Raw genomic sequence first — 17190 nt, forward strand, 5'->3', positions numbered from 1 at the left:
GCTAGCTGCGCAGCAGCCGTTCGAGACGCTGTGCGTCGATGTGCCAGAAGTCGCGGACTGCTCCGTCGATGAGCAGCACCGGCACTTCTTCGTGGTGCTTTGCCAGCAGATCAGGGTGCTGGTCGATATCGAGTTCGGAAAACTCCATATTCAGCTGTCCAGTCACCTCGGCCACGGTTGCGCGTGCGGCGTGGCACAGGTGGCAGCCTTCTCGAACCAATAGCTGGATCTGATGCAAAGTACTCACCTGCCTATAATCTCACGAGCCGTAACCACGCTTAAACTTGGCGATGAAATAAACTGGATCAAATGCCTTCCATCGATCCACACCCCAGCCCGAATTCCGCCCTGGCGCCGGAAACGGTCGCCGCTTTTTTCGATGTCGACAACACACTTGTGCGCGGCGCCTCGCTGTATCTGCTGGCCCGCAAGCTGCATGAGCGCCGTTTCTTCCAGTTCCGCGAAATCCTCTGGTTCGCGCTCAAGCAGCTGCGCTTCGCCGCCCGAGGCGAGCACCTCCGGGACATCCACCAGATCCGCGACCGTGCGTTGATGATGGTTCGCGGGATTCCGGTGTCAGAGATCAAGAAGATCGGCAACGAGATCTATGACGAATACATCGAACCCAAGCTGTGGACCGGGACGGTAGCCATTGCCCGCCAGCATCGGACGGTGGGGCGTGAGGTCTGGCTGGTCACTGCCACTCCCCTGGAAGTGGCGAATGTCATCTCAGATCGCCTGGAACTTACCGGCGCACTGGGCACCGTAGTGGCCAGCGAAGACGGTTTCTACACCGGAGCGCTGGCCAGTCCGATCCTGCATGCTGCGGAAAAGGCCCAGGCCGTGCGCTCCCTGGCGAAGGCTCGCGGAATCTCGCTATCGAAGTCCTGGGCGTACTCGGATTCCTACAATGATGTTCCCCTGCTTGAAGCCGTGGGCCATCCGGTGTGCATCAATCCCGATGCACGGCTGCGCGCCTACGCCAAGCGCCGCGGCTGGCAGGTCTATGACTTCCGCACCGGCCAGCGGGCCGCCAAACTGGGCCTGAAGGCCGCTGGCGTCCTTGGCGCGCTCTGGGCTGCCCGGCGTTCATTCGTGCGCCGTTCCGGCTCTTAGGCGGGCGTTGAGCGGTTTTGGATAAAGCAATCGCCACCGTTCAGCAGTATCACTGTGAAGCGGTGGCGATGATTGCCAAGCGGCAAACGCTCAGAAGCAGATTTACTTCTTGTTGCGACGCTGGTGGCGGGTCTTGCGAAGCAATTTGCGGTGCTTCTTCTTCGACATGCGCTTGCGGCGCTTCTTGATAACAGAGCCCATAGTGGTTCCTCACAAACTAAATAAATGCGTCAACCCCAAACGCCTGCTTGCGCGCGAGCACAAGGACAAGGTTGACCGGACGTTAAACGTTCCTTAACAGATTACCCGCTTTTCGGCCATGCTCTGACCATCGCGCGGACTATCGACCGTAGGAACCGGTACCGTGCTGCGGATCAATGGCCGCGGCATTCAGATATGATTCCACGGCGTTTTCCGGAACACGATAGGAGCGACCGAACTGAACAGCTGGCAGATCACCGGCGTGGATCAGCCGATAAACGGTCATTTTGGAAACACGCATCATGTCGGCGACTTCGGCCACAGTCATGAATCGGGCTCCGGCAAAATTCTGTTTATCCGTCATGCGGGATATTCTCCTGACGCTGATCTCTAATTCGTCGCGTTATTTTAGCGAAGATGAACTTACACGACTTTGGATCAACATCGGCGGTTCAGGTTCACGTTCGCTTTGTACTAGTCTAATCGCACTTTTGTAACTTTTGCATCACGAAACACACCGGTGACCATCTGAATCGCATATTTCGATGCCAGAATGAGACAATCCGCGTGGATTCACCGGGGTTCCGATGAATCCACGCGGATTGCAACAAACTGAATTACTAGATGACGCCTTGCGCTAGCATGGCGTCAGCAACCTTCACGAAGCCAGCGATGTTGGCACCGGCGACGTAGTTGCCTGGCATGCCGTACTCGTCTGCAGTGGCAGCACAGCTGTCGTGGATGCCGACCATGATCTCGGTCAGGCGGCGCTCGGTATGCTCGAAGGTCCATGCATCGCGGCTGGCGTTCTGCTGCATCTCCAGGGCCGAGGTGGCGACACCCCCAGCGTTGGCGGCCTTGCCTGGGCCGAAGAGCACTCCGGCATCCTGGAAGATCGACGTTGCCTCAGCGGTGGTAGGCATGTTGGCGCCTTCGGCGACGGCAATGGTGCCAGCGGCGACCATCTTCTTCGCAGCCTCGGCACCCAACTCGTTCTGGGTTGCGCATGGCAGGGCCACGGTGCCTTCGACGTCCCAGACGCTGCCGCCTGCGACGTACTTGACCTTCTTGCTGCCACGGCGTTCGGCGTACTCGGAGATGCGCCCGCGCTCGACTTCCTTGATCTGGCGCAGCAGATCCAGGTCGATGCCGCCTTCGTCGACGATGAAGCCGGCCGAGTCGGAGGCGGTGACGACCTTGGCTCCCAGTGCCTGCGCCTTCTCGATGGCGTGGATTGCCACGTTGCCCGAACCGGAAACGACCACGCGCTGGCCGTCGAAGGTCTGGCCGCGTGTCTTGAGCATTTCTTCGGTGAAGATCACTGCGCCGTAGCCGGTGGCTTCCGGGCGAACCAGGGAACCGCCCCAGCTCAAGCCCTTGCCGGTCAGCACGCCGGACTCGTAGCGGTTGGTGATGCGCTTGTACTGGCCGAAGAGGTAGCCGATTTCGCGGCCACCCACGCCGATGTCGCCTGCTGGCACGTCGGTGTATTCGCCAATGTGGCGGTAGAGCTCGGTCATGAAGGACTGGCAGAAGCGCATGACTTCGCCATCGGACTTGCCGCGGGGGTCGAAGTCCGAGCCGCCCTTGCCGCCGCCGATTGGCATGCCGGTCAGGGAGTTCTTGAAGATCTGCTCGAAGCCCAGGAACTTGACGATGCCAAGGTAGACCGATGGGTGGAAGCGCAGACCGCCCTTGTATGGGCCCAGTGCCGAGTTGAATTCAACGCGGAAGCCGCGGTTGATCTGCACGCGTCCCTCGTCGTCAACCCATGGCACGCGGAAGATGATCTGGCGTTCAGGTTCGCACAAACGCTGCAGGATTGCGGCTTCAGCGTATTCAGGGTGCTTGACCGATACGGCTTCAAGGCTCTCGAATACTTCTGTGACGGCCTGGTGGAATTCTGCTTCGCCGGGATTGCGGCGGAAGACTTCGTCGCGAATCGTCGCTAAGTGCTTGTCCAAGTTCTTCTCCTCATCACTTGGGGCAGGCACAGGCGCACGAGGGGCCTCATAGCCGGCGTCACTGCCCCGCACACGAGAATGCCATGCTGGGCATTCTGAACAAAATTTTCTTGTTATAAAACAGGATTGCGCGCGTAACTTAAAAGATTGACCATTTTGCCCGGTTGCAGCGTCGAAGACTGGACAACGCCTAGCGTCGGCGTCCGAACCGAGGAAGTTTCTCGAAGAATTCCTGCGCACGTCCCGTAACTTGTTCCAAGCCTTGGCCCACGCGGCGGCCGATCTGCTGGGCGGTCGGATTCGATGCCACAGCCAGCTGCCCCTCGGTTCCGGTTTCGGCCGTTGCCGGTTCCTGGTCCACCGCTGGTGCAGGAACCAATTCGGTGCACCAATGCACGAGGTCTTCGAGCGCAGCGGTGTCGATGCTGTAGATGCGCCGCTGCCCGGCAGCGGCCATGCTCACCAGCTCAGCTTCGCGCAATACCTTCAGGTGCTTGGAAACGGTCGGCTGGGAAATCTCCAGTTCCGTGACCAAGGTGCCCACGGCTTTCGGCTCGGACTTGAGCGCTTCTATGATCCTGCGTCGGGTCGGCTCAGCCAACGCCGAAAATACTTCATCAATTGCCACACTCATAACCCTAACGGCATATGAATGAATGGCAATCGATTTACTTGTCGAAAAAGCTGTGAAGTCTTGTTGCTGCGCCCAGTGGTCGCATCGACCCGATGCTAGTCAAACCAGGGATCAAGGCCAAAGAGCGGGAAGACTTCTTTGCGGGTAGCGATGATGGTCCGGTCCACCGGATCGGCCGGATCATAGCCAACTTCCCAATTGCGCCACCACAACTGGGCATCGTCGCCCATGAGATAAGGCATGGCACGCCCGTACTTCTCCAGGACATAGCGGCGGAAAGTCTCGGGGACATAGGTGCGCAACGGCACCGGCTTGCCGGCGACAATCGCGGTCAGATGGGTCCAGGTACGCGGAACGACGGCAGTGACGTTATAACCCCCGCCTCCGGTAGCCAGCCAACGACCTTCGCACAGTTCGTCCGCCAGCAGGGAAATATCCAAGGCGGCCTGGCGTTGGGCATCGACCGACAGCTTCAAATTGGTCATGTCGTCATCACGGTGCGCATCGCATCCATGCTGGGAGACAATGATTTCCGGCTTGAAGGCGCGCACCAGTTGGGGAACGATCGCATGGAAAGCACGCATCCACCCAGAGTCCCCGGTCATGGCCGGAAGAGCGACGTTGACTGCGCTGCCCTGGGCATCCTTGCCGCCGATTTCATTGGCAAATCCGGTTCCCGGGAAAAGCGACAACCCCGATTCGTGGATGGAAATTGTCAGCACACGTTCGTCATCCCAGAAGATCGATTCGGTGCCATCCCCATGATGCGCGTCGACATCGATGTAGACTACGCGCTTCGCGCCCTGTTCCAGCATGCGATGGATCGCGGCGGCAGCGTCGTTGTAGATGCAGAAACCGCTGGCTTTGCTCTTCGCTGCATGGTGCATGCCGCCGGCGAAATTCACCGCACGGACAACATCTTCATCCATGATGGCTTGGGCCGCCATCACCGAGCCTCCCACGATGCGTCCGGCTGCTTCATGCATCCCGGCGAATACCGGGTCGTCTTCAGTGCCCAAGCCGAATTCTTCGGCAACCAGTGCCGGATCGTTGCTGACCCGTCGTACCTGGTCGATATAGGTCTGGTCGTGAACCGTGCCGATAACCGCGTCCTCGGCAACTTCTGGCGCCTGGATCGAGACGTTCTGCGCATCGAAAACATCCAGCTCGTCGCTGAGCCGATAGGTCAGCTCTAGCCGCGAAGGGTGCATCGGATGCCAGTCGCTGAATTTGTACTTCAGATACTGTTCATCCCACATCACCATGGTGGACCGTGGGGCATGCTGCGGATCTAACACGATTTCAGGCTACCCGATAGTGATCCAACTCATGAATTTATGGCAGATTGCGAGGCTTGTCGGGTCTTCAGGCGGGCAACGCAAGCGTTTAGCGGTGGAAACGCGTAAATTACTAGGAGGACTTCAATTCCGCATGGCAAAGTACTGTTCCCAAGGAAACGGCGAGAAATAAATGAGCACAGCCAGTGCACCGGGCCCCAGTGCCCGGGCAGCTGAAATGCGTGAACGGCGACGCAAGAAATGGCTGGCGGTTCGCATCGCAGTCGCCGACTTCACCGTGCGCTCCCCCGCGCGCTTGACTCTTGGCGCTTTCCTCTTGGCTATCACGCTGTTCACCTCCCTGCTGGCCGCACCGTTTTCCTCGGCCACCGGAGAAGCCACCGCGCTGCATGACGCATTGTTCACGGCGGTGTCGGCGGTGTGCGTCACCGGCCTCACCACCGTCTCCACCGCGGTGCACTGGTCATTTGCCGGCCAGCTGATCATGCTGGTCGCGACGTTCATGGGAGGGTTGGGCATTTTGACCTTGGCCTCCATCATGTCCCTGGCGGTATCGCGCAAGCTGGGCGTGCGAGCCAAGCTGATGGCCCAGAACTCCATGAACAGTTCTGGAGCCTCTGCGCTGGGCGAGGTCAGCTCGCTGCTGCGCATCGTGATCCTCACGGCAATCAGCCTGCAGGCGGTGATCGCGCTGTTCTTGATCCCGCGCTTCTACATTCTGGGCGAAAGCGTGCTGTCCTCCATCTGGCACGGAATTTTCTATGCAGTCTCGGCTTTCAACAATGCAGGCTTCACCCCGCACTCCGATGGTTTGGTTCCCTATGAAACCGACCTGTGGATCCTGGGACCCTTGATGGCCGGCGTTTTCACCGGTTCCTTGGGGTTCCCGGTCATCATGGTGCTCCTGGCGCACAAGTTCAACATCAAGAAGTGGAACCTGCATACTAAGCTGACCATGCTCACCACCACGATCCTGCTCTTTGCCGGATCCTTCCTGTGGCTGGTATTCGAATGGGCCAATCCCAAGACCATTGGGGGTCTGTCCTTGAGCGACAAGATCATTCATGGATTCTTCGCCTCGACGATGACCCGTTCCGGTGGATTCAATCTGGTGGACCAGAACGACATCCACCAGGTGACCGTCCTGCTGACCGACGCATTGATGTTTGCCGGTGGCGGTTCAGCTTCCACCGCTGGCGGCATCAAGGTCACCACCATTGCCGTGATGTTCTTGGCCATTCTGGCAGAGGTCCGCGGCGATACGGACGCGAAGGCCTTCGGCCGGCAGATTCCTCAGGGCACCATGCGCGTGGCCATCTCAGTGGTCGCCATGGGCGCGTCGCTGGTGATGGTCGCTACCGGGGCACTGGTGACCATTGATGAATCAGTGGGCTTCTCGCGTGCCCTGTTCGAGTCGATTTCGGCCTTTGCTACCGTGGGGCTGAGCACCGGCGTATCGCAAGAACTGCCTCCGGCTGGCAAATATGTGCTCAGTGCGTTGATGTTTGCCGGACGCATCGGCAGCATTACACTCGCCAGCGCATTGACCATGCGCCACCGCAACACGTTGTTCAGACTTCCAGAAGAAAGGCCGCTCATTGGCTGACAAGAACATGGACCACAATGCCCCGGTGCTGGTGATCGGCTTGGGCCGCTTCGGTGCCTCTGTCGCCGAGACGCTGGTCAAGCAGGGCCGCGAAGTGCTGGCCATCGAGCGCAGCCCGGAGCTCGTCCAGCAGTGGGCCAGCACCCTGACCCACGTTGTCGCGGCCGACGCAACCAACATCGATGCGCTGCGCCAGCTCGGCGCCCAGGAATTCTCCTCTGCTGTCGTGGGCGTCGGCACTTCCATCGAATCCTCGGTGCTGATCACCGTCAACCTGGTGGATCTGGGCATCGAGCACCTGTGGGTCAAGGCCATCACTCCGTCCCATGGAAAGATCCTTACGCGCATCGGCGCCAACCATGTCATCTATCCGGAAGCCGATGCCGGGGTGCGTGCCGCGCACCTGGTCGGCGGTCGCATGCTCGACTTCATCGAATTCGATGACGGCTTCGCCATCGTGAAAATGTACCCGCCCAAGGAGACCCAGGGCTTCACCTTGGCCCAGTCCCAGGTCCGCTCCAAGTACGGGGTGACCATTGTCGGGGTGAAGTCCCCTGGTGAGGATTTCACTTACGCCATCCCCGATACCATGGTGACGCGTCGAGATGTCCTGATCGTCTCGGGGCACGTGGATCTGCTGGAGCGTTTCGCGGCACGCCCCTAGGGCCAAAGGATTCGAAAACGGCGGTGGCCGGCATCCAGTTGGTTGCCGGCCACCGCCGTTTCACGTGTTGGGGTCTAGCCGAGCTCGTCGCTCAATTGGGCCGCACGGGCCGCTGCCGCTTGGGTTCCGGCAGCAATGATCTTTGGAATGCCGTGCTCATCGAAGGTGGCGATGGCCTGCTCGGTGGTGCCTTTTGGACTGGTCACTGCCTTGCGCAGGGCCGCCGGATCCGCATCAGGGTCCGAGAGCATCTTGCCTGCGCCAGCCACGGTGGCACGGGACAGCGCAATGGACAGCTTCTCGTCCAAGCCCATGGCCACACCGGCGTTGGCCATGGCTTCAGCGAGGTAAAAGGCATAGGCAGGGCCGGAACCGGAAATTGCGGAGAGCGCGTTTTGCTGATCCTCGCCGATGACGTGCACATCGCCGGAGCCGGAGAGCAGGTCGGTGACCAGCTGGGTTTGCTCTTCGCTGACGCTTTCAGCCGGGCTGATGCCCACAACGCCTGCACCGACCATCAAAGGGGTGTTCGGCATGGAGCGAATCACCGGCTGGCCCTGCGGCAGATGTGCCTGCATGCTGCTCAGGGTGATTGCGGCGGCCACGGAAACAACGACCTTCTGTGCGTCCAGGGATCCGGAAATCTCTTCGCACAGGTCGGTGATGCCGACCGGCTTCACTCCCAGGAAAATGATGTCGGCACTGGCCGCGGCCTTTCGGTTGGATTCTGGGTCGTCCTCGCTGACCAGGACGTTGATGCCAAGCTCACGCAGTTCTGCAGCGCGCTTTCCGCTGCGGACGGTGGCGGTGATGAGCTTCGGATCATGGCCTGATCCGATGATGCCACGCAGGATGGCGCCGTTCATGGAGCCAGCACCGAGGAAGGACAGGGACAGATTCTTTGTTTCTTCACTCATATGGCTATTGTGTCATTGGCTTGGGGTCACTGCCGACTGTTAAGTGCTGGCGGGCAAATTCTAGGGTCTTTCCCAGCCATTCTTCCTTTTGTCCCGCATTGCGCGCTTTGCGGGTTGACACCTCGACGGCTATGGTTCCGTCCCAGTTGGCATCGCGCAGGTATTGCAGAGTTTCGGCCACCGGTTGGGTTCCCAGGCCTGGCACCAGGTGCTCGTCCTTGCCGTTGTCCAGGCCATCGCACAGGTGCACGTGCGCCAGTCGCTGGCCCAGATCCTCGACTGCTTGGCGTGAATCCATATTGGCGATGGCGGCATGGGAGAAGTCCCAGGTCACATTCTGGTAGTGCTGCGGGACGGGGTTCCAGTGCGGAAGATACATCTTGGCTTCTCGGCCCCGGGCACGCCACGGATACATGTTCTCCACGGCGATTTTCATCCCAGTGGTGTCGGTCAGCCGCTGCACGCCTTCGGCGAATTCCTCGGCGTAGGAACCTTGCCACCTGAATGGCGGGTGGGCGACAACCACGCTGGCGCCGACGGCTTGAGCCAGGATGACCGAGCGTTCAATCTTTGCCCAGGCAGAGCCCCACACCTGCTGGGTGAGCAGCAGTGTCGGAGCATGAATGGCCAGGATCGGCAGCTGGTACTTGTCCATCAAGGCTTTGAGCGCGGTGGCAGATTGGCTGGCCGCATTGCCGGTAATCAGCACTTCCAGCCCGTCGTATCCCACGTCTTTGGCCATAGCGAAGGCATCATGGACGGTCAGCGGATAAACTGACGCGCTGGAGAGGGTGACTGGCACCTTCATTGTGCTCTTCTGGTCTTCCATGCCTTGCCTCCTGTTACCGTGCCCACTTTGCAGGCACCGTTTAGCCAAGAAGGTTAGCTGCTGGGTTTGGCGAGAAACTTGTACTTCTCGTTGTCCAGCGCTACTTCCCCAACTCCCACGCTACTACTGAGCGGTGTCGCAGAGTCAAACATCACGTGATCAAATCGTCTCAGCATCAAGCCTTCACGGATAGCCCAAGGGCAAATTCGCACAGATTTCAGCTTCAGGGCACTCATCGCCTCGTGGGCTACGATCGCGCCAGCGAGCAATTGCGGGGCGCGGATCTCTGAAACGCCGGGCAATTCTGCACGTTCTGCCCAACTCATCGCCGTCAAGCGGTTGGTCCATAATTTCAGTGCATCCCGATGGAGCACACGCTTGACGTAAGGACCCTCCGTGCTCGGCGCGGCGCCGGTGATGCGCGCCAGGGAACGGAAAGTCTTGGAAGTCGCGGTGGCCAAGGTGGGCTTGCCGTACTGGCGCAGTTCAGTGGTCGGGTCGGCGAGGACATCGCGTACGTATGTACGCAGTTCCTTGACTTCCTTCATCGACGGCAGATCGTTGGGAAGCCATTCGCGGGTCAGCCTGCCGGCGCCCAGTGGCACGGAGAATGCGGTTTGGGGGAACTCGTCAACGCCCAGGGCCAGTTCCAGCGAGCCGCCGCCCATGTCCAGGTTCAAGATGGATTCAGATGACCAGCCGAACCAGCGGCGTACCGAGTAGAAGGTCATGCCGGCTTCTTCCTCGCCGGTCAGTTCCATCAAGCTCACGCCAGTCTCCGCCTCGACGCGTTCCAGCACGGCAGCGCCGTTGGAGGATTCGCGGATCGCGGAAGTGCAGAACGCCATGAAGTCCTCGACCTGATGGTTCTCTGCAAACTGCGCAGCTTCCTTGATGAAGGAGATCAGCTCGAGTTGGCCTTCCTCGGTGATGGCACCATACTCATTGAGGTAGCGCACCAGGGACAGGGGTCGCTTGTGCGAGGCATAGGGAACCGGGCGGGCACCCGGATATGCGTCGACGAGCAAGAGGTGAACGGTATTCGAACCGATATCCAATACACCGAGTCTCATGGTGCGCTCCTCGTTAGGCCTGGCAAGAAAGACTAGTCAGTCTTTTTTGCGGTGGTCTTCTTGGCCGTAGCCTTCTTCGCCGGGGCCTTCTTGGCCGGCGCCTTCTTTGCCGTGCGCTTCACCGGTCCGCGGGCACGCTTGTCCGCCAGCAGTTCAATAGCCTGCTCGCGGGTCAGCTCCTCCAGCGAGGTGCCGCGCGGCACGGTGATGTTCGTGACGCCGTCGGTGATGTACGGGCCGAAGCGGCCGTCCTTGACCACGATGTTCTTCTCGCTGGTCGGGTCGACGCCGAACTCGGCCAATGGCGGCACCGCGGCACGCCGGCCGCGCTGCTTCGGCTGCGCGTAGATCGCCAGCGCCTCGTCCAGCGTGATCGTGAAGATCTGCTCTTCGCTCTCGATGGAGCGCGAATCGCTGCCCTTCTTCAGGTACGGGCCGAAGCGGCCGTTCTGCACGGTGATCTCTTCGCCTTCGGCGTCAGCACCCAGCACACGAGGCAGGCTCATCAGCTTCAGGGCTTCTTCCAGGGTCACCGATTCCACGGTCATGGACTTGAACAGCGACGCGGTGCGCGGCTTGACCTTGGTTGGCTTCTTCGGCGGCTTGGGCTTGCCGTTCTTGTAGTACTCGACCGGCAGCGCCGCCAATTCCTCCGCGGTCGGTTCCGGAATGATCTCCGTGACGTAGGCGCCGTAGCGGCCATCCTTGGCCACGATCTTGCGACCGGTTTCCGGATCATTGCCCAGGTCCTTTTCCGAGACCTGCGAATTGGCGAAGAGCTCCTCGGCCTTTTCGGCAGTCAGCTCATCCGGCGCCAGGTCCTCAGGCACGTTGGCGCGCTGCGGCTCGGTCCCTTCCTCGGCACCTTCCGGGATGGCGCGTTCCAGATACGGGCCGAACTTGCCCACACGCAAGGTGATGTCGTCGGTGACCTTGATCGAATTGATCGCCCGGGCATCGATATCGCCCAGGTTGTCGACCACATGCTTCAGGCCCTCGGTCTCGGCATCAGCGCCCTTGCCGAAGTAGAACAGGTTCAGCCAGTCCGTGCGGGCACGCTGGCCGTTGGCGATCTCATCGAGATCATCTTCCAGCCGGGCGGTGAAATCGTAGTCCACGTACTTCGCGAAGTGCTCTTCGAGCAGGCGGATCACCGAGAACGCGATCCAGCTCGGCACCAGGGCGCCGCCACGCTTGGTGACGTAGCCGCGGTCCATGATGGTGGAGATGGTTGGCGCATAGGTCGACGGGCGGCCGATCTCGCGCTTTTCCAGCTCAGCCACGATCGACGCTTCGGTGTAACGAGCTGGAGGTGTGGTCTCGTGGCCCAGTGCGGTCAGCTCGTCGCCAGCCAGCTGCTGGCCCACGGCCAGCTGCGGCAGGCGGGCTTCAGAATTCTCTGCCGCGGCTTCCACAGCCTGCTCGTCCTTGCCTTCCTCGTAGGCGGAAAGGAAACCGCGGAAGGTGATGACGGTGCCGGATGCCGAGAACTCGGCCACCCGCTGATCGCTGGCGGTGCCCTGCAGCTTGATGGTGGCAGTGAAGCCCTTGGCATCGGCCATCTGCGAGGCGACGGTGCGCTTCCAGATCAGCTCGTAGAGCGCGTATTCGTCCTTGGACAGCGAGGAGCGCACGTCCTTCGGGCGGCGGAACATGTCCCCGGCCGGTCGGATGGCTTCGTGGGCTTCCTGCGCCGCATCGCTCTTCGCCTTGTAGACGCGCGGCTTGGCTGGAACGGAATCTGCTCCGTACAGCTCGGTGGCCTGCTTGCGCGCGGCAGTCACAGCCTCGCCCGAGAGAAAGACCGAGTCGGTACGCATATAGGTGATGTAGCCGTTTTCATACAGGCGCTGTGCGATCTGCATGGTGATCTTGGAACTCCAGCGCAGCTTGCGGGATGCTTCCTGCTGCAGCGTGGAGGTGGTGAACGGCGCTGCCGGACGACGGGTGTACGGCTTGTCCTCGACAGAGGTCACCTCGAAGTCGGTCTTCGACAGGTTGGCCACCAGCGACTGGGCCGATTCCTGGTCAAGGTGAGCCAGCTTGTTGCGGGTGGCCTTCAACTGGCCGCGGTCATCGAAATCGCGGCCGGAGGCGACACGGGCGCCGTCTACTGCCGACAGCTTTGCCGCAAAAGCTTCGCCGTCAGTGGTAGCGAAGTTGCCCTTCACGTCCCAGTATCCGGCGGGGATGAAGGCCATGCGTTCGCGTTCGCGCTCAACGACCAGACGGGTTGCCACGGACTGCACGCGGCCTGCGGACAGGCCTCGGGCCACCTTGCGCCAGAGCACCGGCGAAATTTCGTAACCGTAGAGGCGGTCCAGGACACGGCGGGTTTCCTGGGCGTCGACGAGGTCGGTATCAAGTTCGCGCATGTTCTCCAGTGCGCGGGCGATGCCTTCCTTGGTGATTTCGGTAAAGGCCAAGCGGCGTACCGGAACCTTTGGCTTCAGGACCTGCAACAGGTGCCACGCGATGGCTTCGCCCTCGCGGTCCGCATCGGTTGCGAGGTAGAGTTCGTCAGCTTCCTTGAGCTTCGCCTTCAGTTCGGAAACGCGCTTCTTCTTGTCCGGGTAGACCATGTAATACGGCTCGAAGTCGTTGTCCAGGTCGACAGCGAACTTGCCTACCGAGGTTTTCTTCAGCTCGGTTGGCAGTTCCGAGGGCTGCGGAAGGTCGCGGATATGGCCCACAGAGGCATCCACGTCAAAGCCTTCGCCCAAATACTTGGCGATCGACTTCACCTTGGCAGGAGACTCCACGATTACGAGTTTCTTACCAGTCTTTTCCTTGGCCTTGGGGGGCACAGCACTCCTTTAGACAACACGGACCTTCGGCACCCATTCCCGGGCGTTGCTCGATCCGCCATCGCAGCTTCGTTCTTCATGCCTACTCTATAAGCACATTTCTCGATGATCTTACACCGAAGGATCTGCGCTCCCTGAGCCGGGCATGCTTATGATGTCGCCTCCCCCATGCTCTGGTATTCGGGAAGCAATGAGATTAAGTAGAACATACGCCGCGAATCAATACTGCGTTCCTCGGCTGTTGCCTGTGCCTCGTATTCGTACACGAGATCCAGCATCCGGCGGTTGAACTCGCGTTGCTTGGCCTCCGAGAGGAAGACCAAACCGCTAGTCAGCATCGGCGGGCGGTCAGGCTCCGGAGCGATTCCGGCCTTCGCTTCTGCTTCGCGGCGTTGGACTTCGGCATTAAGCCGCGTGCGGAATGCGTTCAACTGCACGTTCAAGTACGCGGTCTTGGCATTGGCCGAGTCGATCTGCGTGTTCAGCTCAAGCCGTTCACCGGCCGCACGCCAACGGCGCTCGCGGGCGTCTCCCTCGCTGGCCGCACGAATCACGTATCCGTACTTCTCCAGCGCCCGAAGGTGATAGCTCATTGCGCTGGGGGTCAACGCGCACAGCGATGCAAGTTCCGTAGCGGTGCGAGTGGTCTGCGAAGCAAAGAGCTCATCCAAGACAATCAGTCGAGCATCATGCGCCAACGCTCGAATCGCTTGGGGGTCAGTGATCGAGACAACTTGTGGTATTTTCGCCGCATCCTGCGAGGCGGCTCCACCTTGTTCCTCAATTGTGTTCCGTGTCATAGGGAAAAACTTTAGCGCTTGTTTCACATTTTCTGAAGCAGGCCATGTCGCAAGAGTCTCTTCACTGCTTCATAAAGCACGTCGGAGAAGTCTTCCTGCCCCTCGCCTATCAGCGATTCCAGCGCGTTGACTAGTTGCGATACAGATAAATCGCCATCGCAGGCGGAAACAAATCCAGCCTGCGCAGTATCAAGCAATTCAGTTCGGCGCAGGCCAGCACCCTGGCGCAGCAAGATCACGCCCGGGTGCTCTGCTCCCGGACGCTGGTGGCGTTCCTCGGTGACGTCCTCAGGCACCAGCAGGTGCCAATCCTTGAACCCTTCGCCGGCCTCTGCCAGCTGGTCAGCCATCGCGATATCCCGCTCCAATGTCGGGGCGAGCGGCTGTTCCACCTGATGCGAGATCTGCTCGTAGCGTTGCAGGACAGGGCGGCCTGCAACCGGGCGGCGGAAGTACACCAAGCCGAAGCCGATGGCCCCCACGCCGCGGGACTCGAAGTCATCGAGGTACGCGTTGTAGGCGGAGACATACGAGCTGCTGTCTTCGGTCTGCGAAGAGTCGCGCAACCAGGTTTCGGCGTAGCCGCTTGGGGTCGTCTGCTCGCGCTCAATCACCCACACGTCCAGCTTGTCGCCGAACCACTGGCGCACCCGGGCATCCCATGTTTGGTTCGATTCATCGTCTAGAAGAGGAATCTCCCAGTTTGAAAGCATTTGCATGGAACCACCCGGCTCCAAGAATTCGGGAGCCTGCTCGATCAGGGTGCTCACCAAGGTGTCGCCAGCCATTCCCCCATCACGGTAGGTGAAACGGTCCTTGGCCCGTTCGTTGCTGCTTCGCGGAGTGATCACGAACGGCGGATTGCTTGCGATCAAGTTGAACGCGGATCCGGCCACCGGCTCGAACAGGCTTCCCTGGAGCAAGGTGACCCGGGAATCCAGATTCCCCGGATCCAGCGCCAAGGCCTCGTGGTTGAGCATCAAGTTGAACCGGGTAAATCCCAAGGCGCGGGCCGACAGATCGGTGGCGGTGACGTGTTCCGCATGCGAGAGCAGATGGAAGAGCTGGATACCGCAGCCGGTGCCCAAGTCCAGGGCGCGCTCGACCTTTTCGCGGATGGTGATCTGCGCCAGGGTCAGCGAAGCCTGGCCAATGCCGAGCACATGGTCCGTGCGCAGCACGCCGGGTCGTTGGTGTGCGCCCAAGTCGTGGGCCACCCACAATTCGCCATCGGCATCAGATGAATGCAGTGCCAATGCGATCTTGGCACGGTAACCGCTGGCCCAGGACTCGACCAGCCCCAGCTTGAGCAGGCCGTCGGTCTTCAGCGTCGGGAAGGCGGCATTGATAGCAGCCTCTTCCTGGGTCTGCCCCAATTGGAAGAGGCGAACTACGCAAGCCAGAGAGGTATCCTCCCCGCGCCGATCCAGATTGCGCAATGCCGGGTGCAGCTGGTCGCGCGCAAATGCCGCGGCAGCTTCCTCGCCCAGCAGCCCCTCGACATTTTCATAGTTGTACCCGACATCAGTCAGGTCTTTGGCCAGCGAGTCGATGAGCAGTTGATTATGGCTCTGCGGAGCGTCATCAATGGAAGAAAATTCAGCAGCATTCACATCGCCAAGTCTACCGAGTAACGCAACCGGCGTGAGCTAGGCTAGTCAACTTGGCCCGACCTATGATGTGGGCATGACCCAAGTAACCGTGACCTATCTGCAACAGCTCAATCCTGCAGAGGTCATTTCTTCGTCCAAATCCCTGCCCGAGGATGCCCGGATTGAACTGGCCCAGGAGATCACCCCGGAATTTTCGCGGTTCCTCTACCAAAGCGTCGGAAGCGAGTTGAACTGGGCTGATCGCCTGGATTCCACCCGCGAACAGTGGGAGGAAGTGCTCCGGCGTCCCGGCTCTGAAACGTGGGTGCTCTACCAACAGGGTGCGCCCAAGGGGTACGTGGAGCTCGTCACGGAAGTCGTGGAAGCCGGCAGCGAAGTCGAGATCTTCTACTTCGGGCTCTTTCCTGAAGCTACCGGTCGCGGCCTCGGCGGAGTGCTGCTCAGCGAAGCGCTGCGACAGGCTTGGACCCTGGGCTCACGCTGGACGCAGCTGCCTGCGGTCAGCCGGGTGTGGTTGCATACGTGCTCATTGGACGGCCCGGCGGCGCTGCCGAATTACCAAGCACGCGGGCTGAAGATTTACCGGACCGAGGTGGAAGAGACCGATGTCAAGGACGCCTCGACTGGCTTGTGGCCGGCGGCGGCAAGATAGGACTGCGGCCCGGACTTCGAAAGTCCGGGCCGCAGTTGGTCCATGCGGTGATCAGGCGTCCACGGTGCTGCACTCTGGGCAGCGGCGCAGTTCTTCATCCTTCGCGCAGTCCTCGCAGAACAGGCGCAGATTGCGGCAGGCAGGGTTCGAGCAGTTCTCGAACTTGTTCGTCGGGCCTTGGCAGCCCACGCATTCGCCGATGGTCACCGCGTCTTCGGTGAATTCGGTGTGCATGCGCTTGTCGAAGACGTACAGCGAACCTTCCCAGAGGCCTGCATCGCCGTACTTCTCTCCATAGCGGACGATGCCGCCCTGCATCTGGTACACCTCTTGGAAACCGCGCTTGACCATCAAGGCCGAGAGCACCTCGCAGCGGATGCCGCCGGTGCAGTAGGTGACCACCGGCTGGTCCTTCAGGTGGTCGTACTTGCCCGAATCCAGTTCTGCAACGAAATCACGGGTGGTCTCCACGTCAGGAACAATGGCGTCCTTGAACTTGCCGATCTGCGCTTCGAAGGCGTTGCGGCCATCGAAGAAGTGCACCTTCTGGCCGGCCTGCTTCTTGCTGTCAACCAGTTCGTGCAGCTCTTCGGGGCGCAGGTGGGTGCCGCCACCAACCACGCCATTCTCGTCGACTTCGAGTTCGCCAGGGGCGCCGAAGGTGACGATCTCGTCGCGAACCTTGACGGAGATACGCGGGAAGTCCTCAGCCGAGCCTTCAGACCACTTGATATCCATCTTCTTGAATGCGGGAAGTTCCCGGGTGGCCTTGACGTAGGCCTTGACTGCGGAGATCTCGCCACCCACGGTGCCGTTGATGCCGTCTTTGGAGATGATGATGCGTCCGCGCAGGCCCCAGCGCTCAAGCAGAGAGCGCTGCCAAAGGCGGATTGCCTCCGGATCTGGGAGCGGAGTAAATGCGTAATACAGAACTATGCGATGAATGGCCACCCTACAATGTTAGTAGCTTCGGGCCGCGAAACGCCGAGGAAAAGAGCAATGTCACATTGATCTTT

At 60.3% G+C, this 17190-nt stretch carries 17 protein-coding genes; 4 read left to right on the forward strand and 13 right to left on the reverse strand.

Features of this window, described 5'->3' with window-relative positions; genetic code table 11:
- Nucleotide 1: 1 nt before the first annotated feature.
- The gene (locus ATK23_RS09055) at nucleotides 2-247 is read right to left on the reverse strand and encodes a glutaredoxin family protein (protein ID WP_322787529.1); all 246 of its coding nucleotides are present in this window, start codon (nucleotides 245-247) and stop codon (nucleotides 2-4) included.
- 62 nt (nucleotides 248-309) lie between these two features.
- Between ATK23_RS09055 and ATK23_RS09060 the strand changes: the two genes are divergently transcribed.
- Nucleotides 310-1116: an HAD family hydrolase gene (locus ATK23_RS09060; protein WP_066140971.1), complete on the forward strand. Its 807-nt coding sequence runs from the start codon at nucleotides 310-312 to the stop codon at nucleotides 1114-1116.
- Between the two features lie 102 nt (nucleotides 1117-1218).
- On the opposite strand, the gene ATK23_RS09065 is transcribed toward ATK23_RS09060, so the two are convergent.
- The 5 genes from ATK23_RS09065 to ATK23_RS09085 form a co-directional block, all read right to left on the reverse strand.
- Nucleotides 1219-1317 carry a 30S ribosomal protein bS22 gene (locus tag ATK23_RS09065; RefSeq protein ID WP_005504750.1) on the reverse strand — a complete coding sequence of 33 codons (99 nt, stop codon included), beginning with the start codon at nucleotides 1315-1317 and terminating at the stop codon, nucleotides 1219-1221.
- A 139-nt stretch (nucleotides 1318-1456) separates the two neighbouring features.
- Nucleotides 1457-1681 carry a helix-turn-helix domain-containing protein gene (locus tag ATK23_RS09070; RefSeq protein WP_013349804.1) on the reverse strand — a complete coding sequence of 75 codons (225 nt, stop codon included), beginning with the start codon at nucleotides 1679-1681 and terminating at the stop codon, nucleotides 1457-1459.
- A 256-nt stretch (nucleotides 1682-1937) separates the two neighbouring features.
- A complete protein-coding gene (gene gdhA, locus ATK23_RS09075; protein ID WP_038992317.1) occupies nucleotides 1938-3281 on the reverse strand; it encodes an NADP-specific glutamate dehydrogenase in 1344 nt (447 codons plus the stop codon).
- Between the two features lie 190 nt (nucleotides 3282-3471).
- The gene (locus ATK23_RS09080) at nucleotides 3472-3915 is read right to left on the reverse strand and encodes an ArsR/SmtB family transcription factor (RefSeq protein ID WP_083515560.1); all 444 of its coding nucleotides are present in this window, start codon (nucleotides 3913-3915) and stop codon (nucleotides 3472-3474) included.
- A gap of 95 nt (nucleotides 3916-4010) precedes the next feature.
- Nucleotides 4011-5180, reverse strand: coding sequence for an acetoin utilization protein AcuC (locus ATK23_RS09085; protein WP_066141381.1), 1170 nt, complete (start codon nucleotides 5178-5180; stop codon nucleotides 4011-4013).
- A gap of 205 nt (nucleotides 5181-5385) precedes the next feature.
- Here ATK23_RS09085 and ATK23_RS09090 point away from each other — a divergent pair, with 205 nt between their 5' ends.
- Both ATK23_RS09090 and ATK23_RS09095 read left to right on the forward strand, forming a co-directional pair.
- A complete protein-coding gene (locus ATK23_RS09090) occupies nucleotides 5386-6819 on the forward strand; it encodes a TrkH family potassium uptake protein (RefSeq protein WP_038992320.1) in 1434 nt (477 codons plus the stop codon).
- A 7-nt stretch (nucleotides 6820-6826) separates the two neighbouring features.
- Complete coding sequence (locus ATK23_RS09095; RefSeq protein ID WP_038992348.1) at nucleotides 6827-7483, forward strand: potassium channel family protein; 657 nt, start codon at nucleotides 6827-6829, stop codon at nucleotides 7481-7483.
- A 74-nt stretch (nucleotides 7484-7557) separates the two neighbouring features.
- Here the strand turns inward: ATK23_RS09095 and proC are convergent, their stop codons facing one another.
- The 6 genes from proC to ATK23_RS09125 all read right to left on the reverse strand — a co-directional run bounded on the left by proC (nucleotide 7558) and on the right by ATK23_RS09125 (nucleotide 15522).
- Entirely contained in the window at nucleotides 7558-8400 is an 843-nt protein-coding gene (proC, locus tag ATK23_RS09100) for a pyrroline-5-carboxylate reductase (RefSeq protein WP_066140979.1), read from the reverse strand.
- Between the two features lie 4 nt (nucleotides 8401-8404).
- Complete coding sequence (locus ATK23_RS09105; RefSeq protein ID WP_038991673.1) at nucleotides 8405-9229, reverse strand: sugar phosphate isomerase/epimerase family protein; 825 nt, start codon at nucleotides 9227-9229, stop codon at nucleotides 8405-8407.
- Between the two features lie 53 nt (nucleotides 9230-9282).
- Entirely contained in the window at nucleotides 9283-10302 is a 1020-nt protein-coding gene (locus ATK23_RS09110) for a Ppx/GppA family phosphatase (protein WP_038991675.1), read from the reverse strand.
- 32 nt (nucleotides 10303-10334) lie between these two features.
- Complete coding sequence (gene topA, locus ATK23_RS09115) at nucleotides 10335-13109, reverse strand: type I DNA topoisomerase (protein ID WP_066140983.1); 2775 nt, start codon at nucleotides 13107-13109, stop codon at nucleotides 10335-10337.
- A 149-nt stretch (nucleotides 13110-13258) separates the two neighbouring features.
- Complete coding sequence (locus tag ATK23_RS09120; RefSeq protein ID WP_038991753.1) at nucleotides 13259-13909, reverse strand: ArsR/SmtB family transcription factor; 651 nt, start codon at nucleotides 13907-13909, stop codon at nucleotides 13259-13261.
- A 23-nt stretch (nucleotides 13910-13932) separates the two neighbouring features.
- Nucleotides 13933-15522, reverse strand: a complete 1590-nt coding sequence (locus ATK23_RS09125; RefSeq protein WP_066140987.1) for a DUF7059 domain-containing protein — start codon at nucleotides 15520-15522, stop codon at nucleotides 13933-13935.
- 73 nt (nucleotides 15523-15595) lie between these two features.
- On the opposite strand from ATK23_RS09125, the gene ATK23_RS09130 reads away from it, so the two are divergent.
- Nucleotides 15596-16174: a GNAT family N-acetyltransferase gene (locus tag ATK23_RS09130; RefSeq protein ID WP_066140989.1), complete on the forward strand. Its 579-nt coding sequence runs from the start codon at nucleotides 15596-15598 to the stop codon at nucleotides 16172-16174.
- Between the two features lie 51 nt (nucleotides 16175-16225).
- Here the strand turns inward: ATK23_RS09130 and trhO are convergent, their stop codons facing one another.
- A complete protein-coding gene (gene trhO, locus ATK23_RS09135; protein ID WP_066140992.1) occupies nucleotides 16226-17125 on the reverse strand; it encodes an oxygen-dependent tRNA uridine(34) hydroxylase TrhO in 900 nt (299 codons plus the stop codon).
- Nucleotides 17126-17190 lie beyond the last annotated feature (65 nt).

It is taken from the genome of Glutamicibacter nicotianae (assembly GCF_002797775.1).
In the GTDB taxonomy this organism is placed as follows: domain Bacteria; phylum Actinomycetota; class Actinomycetes; order Actinomycetales; family Micrococcaceae; genus Glutamicibacter; species Glutamicibacter nicotianae.

Bases quoted from the DNA above. Each gene is read 5' to 3' on its own strand.
- ATK23_RS09085 (WP_066141381.1), bottom strand. From the start codon at position 5,180: ATGGTGATGTGGGATGAACAGTATCTGAAGTACAAATTCAGCGACTGG.
- ATK23_RS09080 (WP_083515560.1), bottom strand. From the start codon at position 3,915: ATGAGTGTGGCAATTGATGAAGTATTTTCGGCGTTGGCTGAGCCGACC.
- ATK23_RS09090 (WP_038992320.1), top strand. From the start codon at position 5,386: ATGAGCACAGCCAGTGCACCGGGCCCCAGTGCCCGGGCAGCTGAAATG.
- ATK23_RS09110 (WP_038991675.1), bottom strand. From the start codon at position 10,302: ATGAGACTCGGTGTATTGGATATCGGTTCGAATACCGTTCACCTCTTG.
- ATK23_RS09065 (WP_005504750.1), bottom strand. From the start codon at position 1,317: ATGGGCTCTGTTATCAAGAAGCGCCGCAAGCGCATGTCGAAGAAGAAG.
- ATK23_RS09095 (WP_038992348.1), top strand. From the start codon at position 6,827: ATGGACCACAATGCCCCGGTGCTGGTGATCGGCTTGGGCCGCTTCGGT.
- proC (WP_066140979.1), bottom strand. From the start codon at position 8,400: ATGAGTGAAGAAACAAAGAATCTGTCCCTGTCCTTCCTCGGTGCTGGC.
- ATK23_RS09060 (WP_066140971.1), top strand. From the start codon at position 310: ATGCCTTCCATCGATCCACACCCCAGCCCGAATTCCGCCCTGGCGCCG.
- ATK23_RS09105 (WP_038991673.1), bottom strand. From the start codon at position 9,229: ATGGAAGACCAGAAGAGCACAATGAAGGTGCCAGTCACCCTCTCCAGC.
- ATK23_RS09120 (WP_038991753.1), bottom strand. From the start codon at position 13,909: ATGACACGGAACACAATTGAGGAACAAGGTGGAGCCGCCTCGCAGGAT.
- ATK23_RS09130 (WP_066140989.1), top strand. From the start codon at position 15,596: ATGACCCAAGTAACCGTGACCTATCTGCAACAGCTCAATCCTGCAGAG.
- ATK23_RS09070 (WP_013349804.1), bottom strand. From the start codon at position 1,681: ATGACGGATAAACAGAATTTTGCCGGAGCCCGATTCATGACTGTGGCC.